Below are 14414 nucleotides of genomic sequence, written 5' to 3'. Positions count from 1 at the left end.
GGGCTACCCCACCCTTTCTACCCGCTCAGGCGCCACCTGGCGGTAACGCCTGCCGCAGGCCCCGCAGATGGCCTCCTCGCCTACAAACACCAGTCTTTCCCCGCACTCGCACACCCAGCCGACCCTACGGGCGGGGACCCCGGCCACCAGGGCGTAGGCGGGCACGTCCTTGGTGACCACCGCCCCTGCAGCCACGAAGCACCACTCCCCCAAGGTGACCCCGCAGACGATGGTGGCGTTGGCCCCGATGGTGGCCCCCCGTTTGACCAAGGTGAGCAGGAAATCCTCGGGGCGGTTCCGGGGAAAGGGAGAACGGGGGTTGCGCACGTTGGTGAAGACGGCCGAGGGGCCTACGAAGACATCGTCTTCCAGGATCACGCCCTCGTACACGGAAACGTTGTTCTGAATCTTGACCCCATGGCCGACGCGCGCCCCTTTGGCCACGAAGACGTTTTGGCCCAAGGTGCAGTTTTCCCCGATCTCCGCCCCCGCCATGATGTGGCAAAAGTGCCATATGCGGGTCCCCTTACCCACCTTGGCCCCTTCGTCCACGTAGGCGCTCTCGTGCTTGAAATAGTCCATGCTTCACCCCAGGAAAGGATGGCGCCCTTCCGGCGAAGGCTGGCTTAAGGGCAAGATGCGCAGGAGGGCCGCCACCCGGATGGCCTCCCTCGCCTCGTCCAGGCCGAACCCTTCCCCGGCCAAGGTCTTCCGGTAGACCTCGGTGTGAAGGTCGCTGAACCCCTCGGAAAACTCCACCTCCTCCCCGTCCACGGCGATGGAGCGGTAGGTACGCCTCCCCTGGCGGCGCAGGGGCTCGGGCACGAAGGAAGGGTCTATGGAGAGGAACCAGCGCACCCGGGCCCCCTCCAGCTCCAGGTACCCGGCGTTCACCGTGGGGGTACGCGCGTGCACCTCCACCCGGTGGGCCTTCCCGAAGAACCAGGCGAGGAGGTCAAAGAAGTGGATGCCGATGTTGGTGGCGAGCCCCCCGCTCTTCCGCTCGTCCGCCTTCCAGCTCGCCCCGTACCACTTCCCCCGCCCGGTGACGTAGGTGAGGACCACGTCCCTCATGCCCCTCTCCTGGGCAAGGCGCTCCCTTAGGCCTTGAAGGGCCGGGTGGACCCTGAGCTGGAGCACGGTGTACACCCGCTTTCCCGCGCGGGCCTCCCACTCGGCGAGGCGGTCCACCTCCTCGGGCCAGAGGACCAGGGGCTTCTCCGAGAGGGCGTTCGCTCCCAGGCGGAGGGCCATGCGGATCTGGGGGTAATGGAGGTGGTTGGGGCTGGCGATGGAAAGGTAGTCGATCCCTTCCCCTCGGTCGCGAAGGTCTTCCAGGTAAGCCTCAAAAGCCTCGGGCTCGGTGAAGAACTCGGCCTCGGGGAAGAAGCTGTCCACGAGCCCCACGTTGGTGGCCGGGTCCAGGCCCGCCACCAGAATCCCGCCCACCTCCTTGATGGCCTTGAGGTGGCGGGGAGCAATGTAGCCCGCGAGTCCGGTGAGGGCGAAGCGGGTCATAGGAGCACCACCTTCCCTTCCGTGAGCTCCGTGGGCAAGTGCCGGGTGGCCCCTCGGGTGTCCACGATCCTTCGGGCCTGGGCCACGATGGCCGGGTAGTCGAAGGCCGAGTGATCGGTAGCGATAAGGACCAGGTCCTTTGCCCGAAGCCTTTCCTCGGTTAGGGGCACGCTTTCCATGGCGAGATCCCCCTCGGAGAAGCGGGGCACGTGGGGGTCGTGGTACTCCACCTCCGCCCCGAGCCGCTTGAGCCCGCGGATGACCTCGATGGCCGGGCTTTCCCGATAGTCGGGGATGTCCTTCTTGTAGGCCACCCCCAGGACCAGGACCTTGGCCCCTTTCACCGGGACCCCCGCTTCCGCCAAGACCCGAAGGGCCTTTTCCACGGTGAACTCGGGCATCTTACGGTTGATCTCCCCCGCCAAGGCGATGAAGTGGGTGTTGAAGTTGTACTCCTTGGCCTTCCACTCCAGGTAGTGGGGATCTATGGGGATGCAGTGCCCCCCCACGCCGGGGCCGGGGTAGAAGGGCATGATGCCGAAGGGCTTGGTGAAGGCGGCATCCAGGACCTCCCACACGTTCAGGCCCATGCGGTCGCAGAGCATGGCCAGCTCGTTGACCAGGGCGATGTTCACCGCCCGGAAGGTGTTCTCAAAGACCTTCACCAGCTCGGCGGCCTTGGCGCTGGAAACGGGCACCACCTTTTCGATGGTCTGGCTGTAGAAAAAGACCCCGGCCTCCAAGGAGCGGGGGCCCACCCCGCCCACCACCTTGGTGGTGTTCTTGGTGGTGTACCGCTTGTTGCCCGGGTCCACCCGTTCGGGAGAGTGGACCAGGAAGAAGTCCTCCTCCACCTTGAGCCCGCTTTCCTCCAAGATGGGGAGCATGACCTCCTCGGTGGTGCCGGGGTAGGTGGTGGACTCGAGGCTAATAAGCTGGCCTGGGCGGAGCCTCTGGGCGATCTCCCGAGTTACCCGCTCCACGTACTGGAGGTCCGGGGTCAGGTTCCGGGTAAGGGGGGTGGGCACGGCGATGACGATCACGTCCATCTCCGCCACCCGCTCGAAGCCCGTTTCCGCCCTGAGAAGGCCCTTTCCCACTACCTCCTCGAGGGCCTCGGTGGAGACATCGGCGATGTAGCTCTCCCCCCGGTTCACCCGCTCGGCCCGGTGGGGGTTTTGCTCTATTCCTAGCACCCGGAACCCCACCTTGGCCTTCTCCACCGCAAAGGGGAGGCCCACGTAACCCAAGCCCACCACTCCGATGGTAGCGGCACGGGTGGCGATTTTGGCTTTTAGGGTTTCCAAGTTTCTATCGGTGGTTTTGAACATCGTCAACCTCCCTTTGACCCCAGACAGGCATCACGCCTTCAAAAGCTCCCTAACCTCCTCCAAAAGCGCCCGCACGAGCTCGGGGCTCGTGGCCTCCACGTAGACCCGCGCCACGGGCTCCGTGCCCGAAGCCCGGAAGAGGACCCAAGCCTCCTCGTAGAGCCACTTTACCCCGTCCAGGGTGTCCACCCCCTTGGGGGTGAGGCCGGCGAGGGGGCGGGGCTCCTTGAGGGGGGTGAGGTCCAGGGGGGCCTTCAGGGGGAGGTCCAGGCGGTCGTAGGTGTGGGCGAGGCCCGCGAGGGCCTCCACCTCCCTGAACTGCTCCGAAAGGTCCTTCCCCGTGGCGGCCACGCTCTCCAGGAGGAGGAGGCTTGTCAGGATCCCGTCCCGCTCGGGGAGGTGCTCGGGGTAGCCCACGCCCCCGGACTCCTCCCCGCCGATGAAGCAGTCCCCTTTAAGGAACTCCTCCTTGATCCACTTGAAGCCCACGGGGGTGGTGGTGACCCCGAAGCCGAGCTTCTCCCCGAGGCGGTCCAAAAGCCAGGTCACGGCGAAGTTCTTCACCGCTCGGCCCCTAAAGCCCTTCCGGAAGCGGTAGAGGGCCAGGGTGGTGAGGACCTGGTGGGGGTTGAAGAAGACCCCGCCGGGGAGGACCACCCCCACCCGGTCCCCGTCCGTGGCCACGGCGAAGCTGGGAGGGGTTTCGGGGCCCATGACCGCCAGGGTCACCCCCAGGTTCTTGGGGATGGGCTCGGGGTTTACCCCGTGGAAGAGGGGGTGGGGCTCCTCCCGGAGGGGCCTCACGGGGATCTCCAGGCCCACGTGGCGGAGGAAGCTCTTGAGGAAGCCCGCCCCCGCCCCGCCCATGCCGTCGTGGTAGAGGACTCCGGGAAAGCGGGCGAGGGCTTCCAGGTCCAGGTGGGCCTTCAGGGCCTCAAAGTAGGCCTCCTTCAGGTCCAAGACCTCGTAAGTCCCTTCCCTGGCCTCCGCCTCCTCGGGGACCAGGGCTTCAATGGCCTTGGCCTCTTCTTGCGCGATGGGCCCCCCGGTGGCGTCCTTGAACTTCACCCCGAGGTACTGGGGCGGGTTGTGGCTTGCGGTGAGCATGGCCCCGCCCGCCGCCTTCAGGTGGCGCACGGCGAAGGAGAGGAGGGGGGTGGGGACGGGGCCCTGGAGGAGGACCACCTTCAGGCCCATCCCCGCGAGATGAGCGGCGAGGGCCCGGGCGAAGGCGTCCGCAAGGAAGCGGGGGTCGTGCCCCACCACCACGGTCGGCGGGGCCGCCTTGGGACCCCCGCCCCTATCCAGGAGGTGGCGGCCGTAGGCCTCGGCCAGGCGGTGGAGGGTGGCGAAGGTGAAGTCCCGGGCGACCACGCCGCGAAAGCCCTCGGTGCCGAAGCGGATGGGCCCCCTCATCAGGGAAGGAGTGTACCGCGGGATGGGGAGGCCCCCGGTGCAAACGACCCTCCGCCCCCCTGGGCCCCGGTGAAGAATGAAGGCATGAAACGAATCTGGCTGGCCCTTCTTTTCCTCCCCCTGGCCCTGGCCCAGGACTGGGGGCTCACCCGGAGCCAGACCCTCACCGCCCAAGGGGCCAAAACCTGGCGCTACACCCTAACCCCAAGGGGCGAGGAGGCCCGGGCCCTCTGGGAGGCCCTCTCCCTCCAGTACCGGGACCACCTCAGGGCAGGGTACCGGGTGGACCTGGGAGGGTGGCGGCTCTACTTCCTCGGGGGGAAGCTCCGCCTGGAGAGACACTGCCAGGCGGTGAACCCCGCCTGCTTCACCTTCGGGGCCCTCCCCTTGGAGAAGGCCCGGCAGGACCGCTTCCTCCTGGAGCTCGCCGCCCTCCTGGACCGGGCCATGGGGGAGGCGGCCCAGACCGGGGGCACGGTCACCCTGAGCCGGCTTTTCCGGGTGGAGCTTAAGCGGAACCAAGCCCCGCCCTACCCGGCGGCTCCCTCGGGCTGGAAACCCTAATACCACCCCATGCTGGCCGGGGCCAGCATGGGGGCCCCGGTAAAAAAGCCCGCAGGGCCTCCACGCCTGGGCTTGGGCGAGGGGTCTACGCCTATCAAAAGCCTTTTGCTATCCTCCTGCCATGTGGCGGGCGCTGGCTTTGGCCCTCCTCCTGGGGGCCGCCCTGGCGGGCCCCTGCGGGGAAAGGCCTTACACCCTGGAGACGGAAGAAGGCCTCCTGGGCTGGGAGAACCTGAGCTATGACGGCGAGGTCCTGGTTCTTGAGGGGAAGGCCTGCCCGGAGCGGGAGGGGCTCTACCTGGAAGCCCCCCTCCTCCGCTACCGGGAAGGGGAAGGGCTAGAGGGCAGGGGTCTAAGGGGCGAGGCCCAGGGGTGGCGCCTCGAGGCGGAAAGCCTGGAGGGGAAGGCCCTCCGAAGGGTGCGCCTGGAAAAGGGAAGCCTTAAGGCCCAGGCGGAAAGGGTCTTGCTGGAGCGGCCCCCCGTGGGCCAAGGGGTCTACCTGGAAAGCCCCGCCTACCGGGTAAGGGCGGAAGAGGCCTCCTTTACCTGGGAAGAGGCCAGGCTCAAGGGCTTCCTCGCCACCCCCTGCCCCTGCGGGGAGGAGGTGCGCCTACGGATGGAGGAGGCCCGCTTTGACCCAAAGACGGGTGAGCTTCTGGGGGAGGCCTCCTTGGGGCTATGGGGCCTGGAGATCCCCTTGGGGGAGGCCCGGGCCAACGCCCGCCGCAGGCCGGACCTAAGGAGCCCCCTGGTCCTCTCGGGGAGCGAAAGCGGGGGGCTTACCCTGGGGCTACAAGACCTTCCCCTTCCCCAGCCCGGGGAGGAGATCGGGCGCTGGCAAAGGCGCCTCACCCTGCTCGCCACGGGGGTGAACGCCTCCCAGGAGGCCCTGATCTTGGGCCTCAAGGAGGGAAGCAAGGGGGCGGAGGTACGGCTTGGTCACGCCGCCGGGGTGAGGGCCTATTGGGACGACCTCTACTTCGCCGCCACCCCCTCTCCCCCCGACGCCGACACCCCCCGCCTCGAGGCCCGCTACCGCCCCACCTTCCGCCTGGAAGGCCTTACCTTAAGCCCCTTCCTGCGCTACGCGGAAACGGGAAGGAGCCAGGGCTGGACCCTGGGGGTGGAGGGGGGCTACCGCCAGACCCTTAAGGAGGGCCCCTTTAGCCTCACCCTCTCCCCCACCCTCCTGGCCGCCCTTTACCCCGGGACCCCTTACCCTCCCTACCTGGCGGTGGGGGGAAGCCTGGAGGGGGGCTTCCAGGAGGGGGAGCTGGCCCTGCGGGCGGGGTACGCGGGGAGGCTGGAGGCCCTAGGGAAGACCCCGCCCTTCACCTACGAGAACCGGGACGAGTTCCAAAGGTTTTTCTTGGAAGGGCGCCAGGGGCCCTTCACCCTCCGCTACGCCCTGGAAAACCCCCTGGGAAACCGCCTGGACCGCCTGGAAGGGGAGTACCAAAGCGCCCTGGGCACCTTCCGCCTAGGCTACGTGCGGGGGAGCCACGAGGAGGTACGCCTGGCCTACGCCATGCCCCTGCCCGACCGCACCTGCTGCCAGGCCCTTTGGCTCGCCCCGGAGGTGGGGCTAAGCGGCGGAGCCCTAAGCCGCTACGGCCTCACCCTGCGCTACTACGAGGGCTGCTTCGCCTACGAGCTTAGGGCGCAGAACGTCCTCAAGGGGCAGTACGACGAGGCCACCGGGCTCGGCTTCTCCTTTGGCCTCAGCCTGCGCTAAGATGGGGGCATGCCCGAGGACCGCTTGCTGGAGCGGCTGGAGAAGCTCGAGGGCATCGTGGAGACCACCGTCCAGGTGCTCCCGCCCCTGGTCCAGGACCTTTCCCGGCGGATAGACGGTCTAAGGGAAGAGGTGCGCGGGGTGGAAGCCAGGCTGGAGGGCCGGATCCAGGCCGTGGAAACCAAACTGGAAGGGCGGATCCAGGCCGTGGAAACCAAACTGGAAGGGCGGATCCAGGAGGTGGAAACCAAGCTAGAAGAGCGAATTCAGGCCGTGGAAACCAAGCTGGAACGCCAAATCCAAGAGGTTGAGACCAAGCTGGAAGGACGCATTGAAAACCTGCGCCAGGAGGTGAAGGCCGAAATCAACACCGCTTTCAACAAGACCATGGTCCTCTTTGCCGCCCTTGGGACGGTCCTGGCCCTGCTCACCTTCTTCCGCTAGGGGGGCTCCACCCTCAAGCCCCGAAGGAAGAGGTTCCGGTCCTCAGGGGGCCGGTAGAGGTCGTTGGTGAAGACCAGGGCCGCCGTGCCTCTCCCGGCGACCCGCACCCGCACCTCCCTTCGGCCCAGGACTTCCCCCTCCCACAGGGTGCGCCTCCCCTCCACCAGGAGGACATGGGGACCTCGGCCTTGGGCGGGGGTGCCCTCGAGGTCCAGCACCAGGGTGGCCGCCCGGCAAAGGGGTAAGGGAAGGGCTCCGTTGCCCCAAAGCTCCGCCCGCTCCGGCAGGGGGCCAGGGACGCAGGCCTCCTCCTCCAGGGGCCTTGGGGTGAGGGCCTGGGAAAGGGCGAGGAGGGAGGCCCAAAAGGCGAGGAGAAAGAAGGCTCCCTGGAGGAAAGCCCTCACCGCACCACCTCCTCCTCCAGGGTGTAGCGGGGCCTCAGGGCCAGGCGGTGCTGGCTGAAGAGCAGGAGGCGGAGGCGGTAGCGCCCCGAGGGAAGCTCGGGGAGGGCAAAACGGATGGGCTCCTCCCCCGCCCACTCCCAGCCCACCCGCAAGCACCCCTTGGCCCCGCAGAGCCACACCTGGACCCGGTACCCCTCGCCCCCCAGAAGGCGCACCTCCCCCAGGCCCTCCCGGGGCAGGGCGGCGTAGGCCAGGCGGGGCGGGGGGGGCTCGGGGCGGCTTCCCAGGTAGAAAAAGGGCAGGGCCCAAAGAAAGGCCAGGACCCCACCCCACCCCAGGGCGCCGGGGAAGGGGGTCCTTCGGGCCAGGGCCATCCCTCCGAGGAGGAAGAAGACCTCTCCCCGGAAAGGGCTGGGGACGCTGAAGGGGTTATCCGCCATGCCCATGGCGGCGTAGGCCAGGAGGAGGCTGAAGAGGAGCCCCTCCCCCCAGGCCGCCGCCAGGAAGCCGCCCGCAAGAAGGAGAAGCCCCAGGGCCCCCAGGAGGCCGCTTTCCCCCAGGGCCTGGAGGAGGTGGTTGTGGGCGAACTGCCAAAACCCCCCCAAGGGCACAAGCCAGGAGGGGCAGGAAAGCCCCCGGGCCTCCAGCAAGGGAAAGAGGAAGCAGTTCCCGAGGAGGGTGCCCTTCAGGTAGTCCCCCAGGAGGTAGGGCCCCACCCCCGTCCAGGGGTGGGCTTGGAAGACCTCGTAGGCCCGAAGCCAAAGCCCCTCCCGCCCCGAAAGGTGCGTCTGGAAAAAGCGCTCGGAGACCGGGGTGTCCAGGTTCGCCGCCAGGAAAAGGAGAAGCCCCGCAAGGCCTAGGGCCCCAAGCCCCCGCCCCCGGAAGAGGAGCCCCCCGGCCCCCCCCACCAGAAGGGCCAGCATCCCCCCGCGGCTTCCCGAGAGGAGGAGGACCGCCCCCCCCAAAAGCCCGAGGGGCGCCCGAAAGGGCCAGGGGTAGCGAAGGTAGAGGGCGAGGATCACCCCTAAAGCCCCCATAAACCCCAGGCCCACGGGGCTGTGGAAGGGGTGCATGAGGCGCTCCGTCCAGGCCCGGTCCCCGAAGGCCAGGTAGGTGGCGAGGAAGGCGCTGAGGTAGAGGGGAAGAAGGCCGCACCCCAGGGGCCTCAAGCCCACCCCCCGCCGCGCCAGGGCCACCCCCGCCCCCACCAGCCCCAGGACGTACAGGGCCCGCCCCAGGGCGAGGGGAAAGGCGAGGGGCTCGGGGGCCAAGAGGGCGGGGAGGAGGAGGGAAAGGGCGTACAGGGCGAGAAGGACCCGGGCCCCAGGGGAGAGCTCCCGGAGCCGGGGAAGGAAGAGCGGGGCGAGGAGGGCCAGGGGGGGAAAAGGGGGGCCAGGGCGAGGGCCAAACCGAGGAAGCACACGGCCCTTACTATACGAAAGCCCCCTTAAGGCGGGCCTCAGGATTCGCCGGTAAAGTGGGGGGCATGAGGCGCCTTGCCACCCTCGCCCTCCTCCTCGGCCTTGGCCTGGCGGCCCGGTTCGCCGCCTTTAGCGTGGAGCCCTTCGGGGCCCAGCGGGTGAACCTGGACACCGAGGTGACCACCCTGCCCCAGGGAGGGGTCCTCACCGACAACGAGAACGGCCTCCGGCTCAAGGGAAGCTACATAGAGTACAAGGAGGGGAGCTTCGTGCGGGCTAGGGAGGTGGAGCTCCTCTCCCAGAAGGAGACCTTCCTGGCGGAGGGCCTGGAGCACGATATCCCCAGGCAGGAGGCCCGCTTCACGGGCCTCACCTTCAGCAACCCCGACTTCAAAAACCTCAGGGCCCAAAGGGCCCTGGCCCTCTTCGCCGAGGACGTGGTCCTCCTCAAGGGAAGCGTTCGGGCGGAAAGCCCGAGGCTCCAGGCCGAGACCCTGGTGGCCGACCTGAAGGCCAGGGAGGCCCTGGTCCTGGGAAGCTTCCTCTACCAGGAGGGGAAGGCCACCCTGAAGGGCCAGGGGGCCTCGGCGAGGCTGTACCTCCGGTTCGTAGGGGGCAAGGTCCAGGCCAGCACCAAGCTCCCGCCCCAGGCGGGCCGCCTCGAGGCCTACGCCAGGCGCCTCCCATGACCCTCTACCGCCACCTTCTCAAAGACGCCCTGCCCCTCCTCCTCTTCGCCCTCCTCTTCCTCACCGCCGTCTACCTCTTCGGCTTTTTCTACGCCGGGGCCAGGTGGCTGGAAGGGGTCCCCATCCCCAAGGTCCTCCGCTGGCTCTCCTACCACGTGCCCGGGGTGCTGGTGCAGGTCTTCCCCATCGCCTTGGTCACGGCCACCGTCCTCCTCTTCGGAAGGCTTTCGGCGGAAGGGGCCCAGTTCGCCCTCCTTTCCGGGGGGATCCCCCTTTGGCGGGCGGCCTTACCCCTCCTCGGGATGGGGGCCCTCCTTTCCCTGGCCTCCCTCTACCTGCAGGAGTACGTGGTCCCGGAGGCCAACAACCGGGTGCGGGTGGCCTGGTGGGACGAGATCCACACCCAGGGGGCGGGGCTTTTCCGCCTGGTAGGGAAGGAGATCCCCATCGGCCAGGGCAAAAACCTCTACTTCGATGGCTTTGACATGGCGGCCAAGGAGATGCTGGGGGTGCGCATCAGCGCCTTCCAGGGGGAGGTGTGCACCTTCCTCTTCGCCGAGCGGGGCACCTGGGAGGACAAGACCCTTTACCTCCGGGACTACCGCCTCTACCGGGTGGACTTCCGGGAGGTGCCGGGGCTGAAAGGGGCTAAGGACCTCCTCGCCCAGGTGCGCAAGGTCTTCCGGGCGGTAAGCCAGGGAAAGCTTCTGGAAGTGGAGTCCGACCTCTCCCGGGCCCGGGCCATCGCCGACTACGCCGACACCTTCAGCTTCGGCCAGGATAGCCTCAGCGAGGCCTGGCGAAAGCTCAAGGACCCCTTCCTTCCCCCCGCCGACCGCCTGAGGGCTAGGCTGGAGTTCCACTCCAAGCTGGCCTTGCCCCTGGCCAACCTGGTCTTGGTCCTCCTCTCGGCGGCCATGGCCCTCCGCTACGGGCGGAGCGCCGGGCTCGCCCTGGGGATGAGCGTGGTCCTCGCCCTGGCCTACTACGGGGCCTTCTTCCTGGGGCGCTCCCTGGCCGGGGTGGGGGCTTTTCCCCCGGAGCTTGGGGCCTGGGGGGCCAACCTGCTCTTCCTTTTCCTCGGGGTGCGGGCCCTGCGGTAGACTCGGGACATGGTGGGAAGGGGCTCCCTAACTACCCCGCCGCCGCTTTCGTCGCGGGGGAAGGCTCCCCAATCCCCGCGCGGGCGCCCGAAGGGCACCGGGGGGCTTAGACCGTGAGGCCCTTGCGCCTGGGCCTGGTGGCCTACCCAGGCCTTGGGGGAAGCGGCATCGTGGCCACGGAGCTGGCGGACAGGCTCGCCCGGTTGGGGCATCGGGTCTACCTCTTCGCCACGGAACGGCCCTTCCGCCTGGCCAAGGAAAGCCCCGTGGTCTACGTGCCCGTGGACCTGCCCTACTACCCCGTCTTCCCCGGGCCCCTTTACACCCTATCCCTGGCGGGCACCTTGGAGAGGGAGGCCAGGAGGCTCGGACTGGACCTGGTCCACACCCACTACGCCATCCCCCACGCCGCCTCGGCCTACCTGGCCTTGGGCGAGGGGTTTCCCCTGGTGCACACCCTCCACGGCACGGACGTGTCCCTCCTGGGGATGGACCCCGCCTTCCACGGGCCCACCCGCCGCGCCTTGGCCAAGGCCCGGGCCACCACCGCCGTGAGCCAGGCCCTGGCCCAGGAGGCGGAAAGGGCCTTCGGGGTGCGGCCGAGGGTGATCCACAACGCCGTGGACCCGGAGCGCTTTTACCCCAGGCCGGAAAGGAAAGGCCTCTATGCGGAGGAAGGGGAGTTCCTCTTGGCGCACGCCTCCAACTTCCGCCCCATCAAGAGGGTGCCGGACCTGGTGCGGGCCTTCGCCAAGGTGCGGAGGAAGGTCCGGGCCAGGCTTCTCCTCCTGGGGAAGGGGCCGGAGGAGGCCGAGGCCAGGCGGGTGGCGGAGGAGCTGGGGGTGGCCCCCTGGGTCACCTTCCACCCCCCCACCCCGCACCCGGAGGAGGTCCTGGGGGCGGGGGACCTCTTCCTCCTGGCCTCGGAGGAGGAGTCCTTCGGCCAGGCGGCCCTCGAGGCCCTGGCCTCGGGCGTGCCCGTGGTGGCCACGGCGGTGGGGGGGGTCCCGGAGCTCGTCACCCCAGAGGTGGGAAGGCTGGTGGAGCTGGGCGACCTCGAGGGCCTCGCCGAGGCGGTGCTGGAGCTCTTACAAAGCCCAAGGCTTCCCGAGATGCGCAAGCGGGCCCGGGCCTACGCCGTGGAGCGCTTCCACCCCGAGCGGATCACGGGGCAGTACCTGGAGGTCTACCGGGAGGCCCTAGGCTAAAGGCAAAAGGCCTTTTTGGGGCTTCTGGGGCCCCCGCTCTGGCTTTAGCCAGAGCGGGGTACCTTAGGCGTGGGCCACCAGCTCCCGCTTGCCCTTGCGGGCGGGGCGCTTCTTGGGTTCCCGGGCGCGGGCCTCCAAGGCCTTCAGCCCCCCCACCAGGGCCAGGTCCAGCACCCCGTCCAGGTGCTCCACGAAGTGGAAGGTCATGTTCTGCCGGAGGGGCCTGGGGATGTCGGCGAGGTCGGGCTCGTTCTGCTTGGGCAGGATCACCTCCCGGATCCCGGCCCGCCTGGCTCCCAGGACCTTCTCCTTCACCCCGCCGATGGGAAGCACCCTGCCCGTGAGGGTGATCTCCCCGGTCATGGCGATATCGTGCCGCACGGGCACCTCGGTGAGGGCGGATACCAAAGCGCTCACGATGGCCACCCCGGCGGAGGGGCCTTCCTTGGGGATGGCCCCGGCGGGGACGTGGATGTGGATGTCGGACCGGTCAAACTTCTCCAGGGGGATGCCGAAGCGCTCCGCGTTCTTCTTGGCGTAGGAGAGGGCCGCCCGGGCGGACTCCTTCATCACGTCCCCCAGCTGCCCGGTGAGGATCAGGTTGCCCTTGCCGGGCATCACCGAGACCTCCACGAACATGATGTCCCCGCCCACCGGGGTGTAGTACATCCCCGTGGCCACCCCCACCTGGGGCTCCCGGGCCTCGGTCTCGGGCAGGAAGCGGGGCGGGCCCAGGTAGCGCTCCAGGTCGCGCTCGGTGATGCGTACCCGCTTTTTTCCCTCCTCCAGGATCTGCCGGGCGGCCTTGCGCAGCAGGGCCCCGATCTCCCGCTCCAGCTGCCTTACCCCCGCTTCCCGGGTGTAGTGGGTGATGAGGCGGGTGAGGGCGGCCTCGGTGACCACCACCTGCTCGGGCTCGAGGCCGTTTTCCCTTAGCTGCCTGGGCAGGAGGTAGCGCTTGGCGATCTCCAGCTTTTCCTGCTCGATGTAGCTGGTGAACTCAATGGCCTCCATGCGGTCCATGAGGGGCGCCGGGATGTTCTGGGGGAAGTTGGCGGTGCAGATGAACATGACCTCCGAGAGGTCAAAGGGCACCCCCAGGTAGTGGTCCACGAACTCCTTGTTCTGGGCGGGGTCCAAGACCTCCAGGAGGGCCGCCGCCGGGTCCCCCTGGTAGGAGATGCCCAGCTTGTCCACCTCGTCCAGGAGGAAGACGGGGTTCTTGGTCCCCGCCTGCCTCAGGCCCTGGATGATCCGGCCCGGCATGGCCCCGATGTAGGTGCGGCGGTGGCCCCTAATATCCGACTCGTCCCGGGCGCCGCCCAGGGAGATGCGCACGTACTTCCGCCCCAAGGCCTCGGCGATGCTCTTGGCGATGGAGGTCTTCCCCACCCCCGGCGGCCCCACGAAGAGGAGGATGGGCCCCTTGTTCACCTCGTCGGGCGGGATCTCCCCGCGCCTCGCCCGCTCCGCCTTGAGCTTGCGCACCGCCAGGTACTCCAAAACCCGGTCCTTCACCTTTTCCAGGCCGTAGTGGTCGCGCTCCAGGATCTCCTTGGCCCGCGCCAGGTCCAGGTTGTCCTCGGTACGGGTGTTCCAAGGGAGATTCACGATCCAGTCCAGGTAGGTGCGGATGACGCTGGCCTCGGCGGAGTCGGGGTGCATGCGGGCGAAGCGGTTGAGCTCCCGCTCCACCTCCTGCCGCACCACGGGGGGGAGGTCCAGCTCGGCCAACCGCTTCCGGAACTCCTCCACCTCCTGCTCCCCTTCCTCCCCGTGGAGCTCCCGCTGGATGGCCTTCATCTGCTCGCGGAGGAAGTACTCCCGCTGGTTGCGGTCGATCTCCTCCTTGACCTGCTGCTGGATGCGCCGCTGGGTCTCGATGAGCTCCAGCTCCGCCTCCAAAAGGACCAGGACGCGCTTCAGGCGCTCGGCCACGTTGGCGGTCTCCAGGACCTTCTGCTTGTCCTCGAGGCGGAAGTCCATGTGGAAGGCGATGTAATCGGCCAGCTGGGAGGGGTCCTCCAGGTTCAGAACGAACTGGGCCACCTCGGGGGCCAGGTACTTCCCCTCCTTCAGGAGGGCCTGGAACTTGTCCTTCACCTCCCGCACCAGGGCCTTCACGGTGAGGGCCTCCCCGGGCTCGTCGGGGAGCACCTCCCCCCGGGCCTCGAGGTGGTCCCCCAGGTCCAGCCACTCCCTCACCCGCACCCGGGCGAAGGCCTGCACCAGGACCTGGACGGACCCGTCCGGGTTCTTGCGCATCTTCAGGATGTTGCAGGCGGTGCCCACCTCGTAAAGGTCCGAGGGCCTGGGGCTTTCCACCTCCTTGTCCTTCTGGCTCACGATGAGGAGCACCCGCTCGCGGGCCAGGGCCTCGTCGATGGCCCGGATGGAGATGGGCCGGCCCGCATCGATGGGCATGACCATGGTGGGGTAGATGACCGACCCCCTCACGGGGCAGACGGGCAGGGTTTCCGGCAGCATGGCGTTCCTCCTTTCGGGCGTTTCCTTGCGTTCGTCCATAGCCTAAGCCTACCTATGTCAAGTTTACTGCAAGAGCTTGTTTTACGCAAAGGGC

Annotated in this window: 13 protein-coding genes; 6 read left to right on the top strand and 7 right to left on the bottom strand. The window is 68.3% G+C overall.

Annotated features, from left to right (window positions below):
• Positions 1-3: 3 nt before the first annotated feature.
• The 4 genes from ACY5J6_RS04930 to ACY5J6_RS04915 all read right to left on the bottom strand — a co-directional run bounded on the left by ACY5J6_RS04930 (position 4) and on the right by ACY5J6_RS04915 (position 4265).
• Positions 4-582 carry an acyltransferase gene (locus tag ACY5J6_RS04930; protein ID WP_462846259.1) on the bottom strand — a complete coding sequence of 193 codons (579 nt, stop codon included), beginning with the start codon at positions 580-582 and terminating at the stop codon, positions 4-6.
• Positions 583-585: 3 nt separating this feature from the next.
• Positions 586-1518 (bottom strand): Gfo/Idh/MocA family oxidoreductase, encoded by a 933-nt coding sequence (locus ACY5J6_RS04925; RefSeq protein ID WP_462846258.1) that lies wholly within the window; start codon positions 1516-1518, stop codon positions 586-588.
• Positions 1515-2774, bottom strand: coding sequence for a nucleotide sugar dehydrogenase (locus ACY5J6_RS04920; RefSeq protein ID WP_462846257.1), 1260 nt, complete (start codon positions 2772-2774; stop codon positions 1515-1517). The genes ACY5J6_RS04925 and ACY5J6_RS04920 overlap by 4 nt, the downstream gene beginning before the upstream one ends.
• Before the next feature lie 105 nt (positions 2775-2879).
• Entirely contained in the window at positions 2880-4265 is a 1386-nt protein-coding gene (locus ACY5J6_RS04915) for a phosphohexomutase domain-containing protein (RefSeq protein WP_462846256.1), read from the bottom strand.
• Between the two features lie 84 nt (positions 4266-4349).
• Between ACY5J6_RS04915 and ACY5J6_RS04910 the strand changes: the two genes are divergently transcribed.
• The 3 genes from ACY5J6_RS04910 to ACY5J6_RS04900 all read left to right on the top strand — a co-directional run bounded on the left by ACY5J6_RS04910 (position 4350) and on the right by ACY5J6_RS04900 (position 7008).
• Positions 4350-4829, top strand: coding sequence for a hypothetical protein (locus tag ACY5J6_RS04910; RefSeq protein ID WP_462846255.1), 480 nt, complete (start codon positions 4350-4352; stop codon positions 4827-4829).
• Positions 4830-4950: 121 nt separating this feature from the next.
• Entirely contained in the window at positions 4951-6564 is a 1614-nt protein-coding gene (locus ACY5J6_RS04905; protein ID WP_462846253.1) for a hypothetical protein, read from the top strand.
• Positions 6565-6573: 9 nt separating this feature from the next.
• Positions 6574-7008, top strand: a complete 435-nt coding sequence (locus ACY5J6_RS04900; protein ID WP_462846252.1) for a hypothetical protein — start codon at positions 6574-6576, stop codon at positions 7006-7008.
• Here ACY5J6_RS04900 and ACY5J6_RS04895 read toward each other — a convergent pair.
• Together ACY5J6_RS04895 and ACY5J6_RS04890 are read right to left on the bottom strand one after the other, a co-directional pair.
• A complete protein-coding gene (locus ACY5J6_RS04895) occupies positions 7005-7412 on the bottom strand; it encodes a hypothetical protein (RefSeq protein ID WP_462846251.1) in 408 nt (135 codons plus the stop codon). The genes ACY5J6_RS04900 and ACY5J6_RS04895 overlap by 4 nt on opposite strands.
• On the bottom strand, positions 7409-8833 hold the full coding sequence (locus tag ACY5J6_RS04890) for an O-antigen ligase family protein (protein WP_462846250.1): 1425 nt from the start codon (positions 8831-8833) through the stop codon (positions 7409-7411). The genes ACY5J6_RS04895 and ACY5J6_RS04890 overlap by 4 nt, the downstream gene beginning before the upstream one ends.
• A 65-nt stretch (positions 8834-8898) precedes the next feature.
• Between ACY5J6_RS04890 and ACY5J6_RS04885 the strand changes: the two genes are divergently transcribed.
• From ACY5J6_RS04885 to bshA, 3 genes are all read left to right on the top strand, one after another.
• Entirely contained in the window at positions 8899-9522 is a 624-nt protein-coding gene (locus ACY5J6_RS04885) for a hypothetical protein (protein ID WP_462846248.1), read from the top strand.
• The gene (locus ACY5J6_RS04880; protein ID WP_462846246.1) at positions 9519-10625 is read left to right on the top strand and encodes an LptF/LptG family permease; all 1107 of its coding nucleotides are present in this window, start codon (positions 9519-9521) and stop codon (positions 10623-10625) included. The genes ACY5J6_RS04885 and ACY5J6_RS04880 overlap by 4 nt, the downstream gene beginning before the upstream one ends.
• Positions 10626-10738: 113 nt before the next feature.
• Positions 10739-11833 (top strand): N-acetyl-alpha-D-glucosaminyl L-malate synthase BshA, encoded by a 1095-nt coding sequence (bshA, locus tag ACY5J6_RS04875; protein WP_462846244.1) that lies wholly within the window; start codon positions 10739-10741, stop codon positions 11831-11833.
• 63 nt (positions 11834-11896) lie between these two features.
• On the opposite strand, the gene lon is transcribed toward bshA, so the two are convergent.
• The gene (lon, locus tag ACY5J6_RS04870; protein ID WP_462846497.1) at positions 11897-14320 is read right to left on the bottom strand and encodes an endopeptidase La; all 2424 of its coding nucleotides are present in this window, start codon (positions 14318-14320) and stop codon (positions 11897-11899) included.
• Positions 14321-14414 lie beyond the last annotated feature (94 nt).

The sequence above is a fragment of the Thermus sp. H19.2 genome, from assembly GCF_054979525.1.
This window is presented reverse-complemented; position numbering and strand designations above follow the sequence as displayed.

What these genes read in the sequence shown, in the direction of transcription:
- ACY5J6_RS04930 (WP_462846259.1), bottom strand. Translation starts at nt 582, where the DNA reads ATGGACTATTTCAAGCACGAGAGCGCCTACGTGGACGAAGGGGCCAAG.
- ACY5J6_RS04925 (WP_462846258.1), bottom strand. Translation starts at nt 1,518, where the DNA reads ATGACCCGCTTCGCCCTCACCGGACTCGCGGGCTACATTGCTCCCCGC.
- ACY5J6_RS04915 (WP_462846256.1), bottom strand. Translation starts at nt 4,265, where the DNA reads ATGAGGGGGCCCATCCGCTTCGGCACCGAGGGCTTTCGCGGCGTGGTC.
- ACY5J6_RS04910 (WP_462846255.1), top strand. Translation starts at nt 4,350, where the DNA reads ATGAAACGAATCTGGCTGGCCCTTCTTTTCCTCCCCCTGGCCCTGGCC.
- ACY5J6_RS04905 (WP_462846253.1), top strand. Translation starts at nt 4,951, where the DNA reads ATGTGGCGGGCGCTGGCTTTGGCCCTCCTCCTGGGGGCCGCCCTGGCG.
- ACY5J6_RS04900 (WP_462846252.1), top strand. Translation starts at nt 6,574, where the DNA reads ATGCCCGAGGACCGCTTGCTGGAGCGGCTGGAGAAGCTCGAGGGCATC.
- ACY5J6_RS04885 (WP_462846248.1), top strand. Translation starts at nt 8,899, where the DNA reads ATGAGGCGCCTTGCCACCCTCGCCCTCCTCCTCGGCCTTGGCCTGGCG.
- ACY5J6_RS04880 (WP_462846246.1), top strand. Translation starts at nt 9,519, where the DNA reads ATGACCCTCTACCGCCACCTTCTCAAAGACGCCCTGCCCCTCCTCCTC.
- lon (WP_462846497.1), bottom strand. Translation starts at nt 14,320, where the DNA reads ATGCTGCCGGAAACCCTGCCCGTCTGCCCCGTGAGGGGGTCGGTCATC.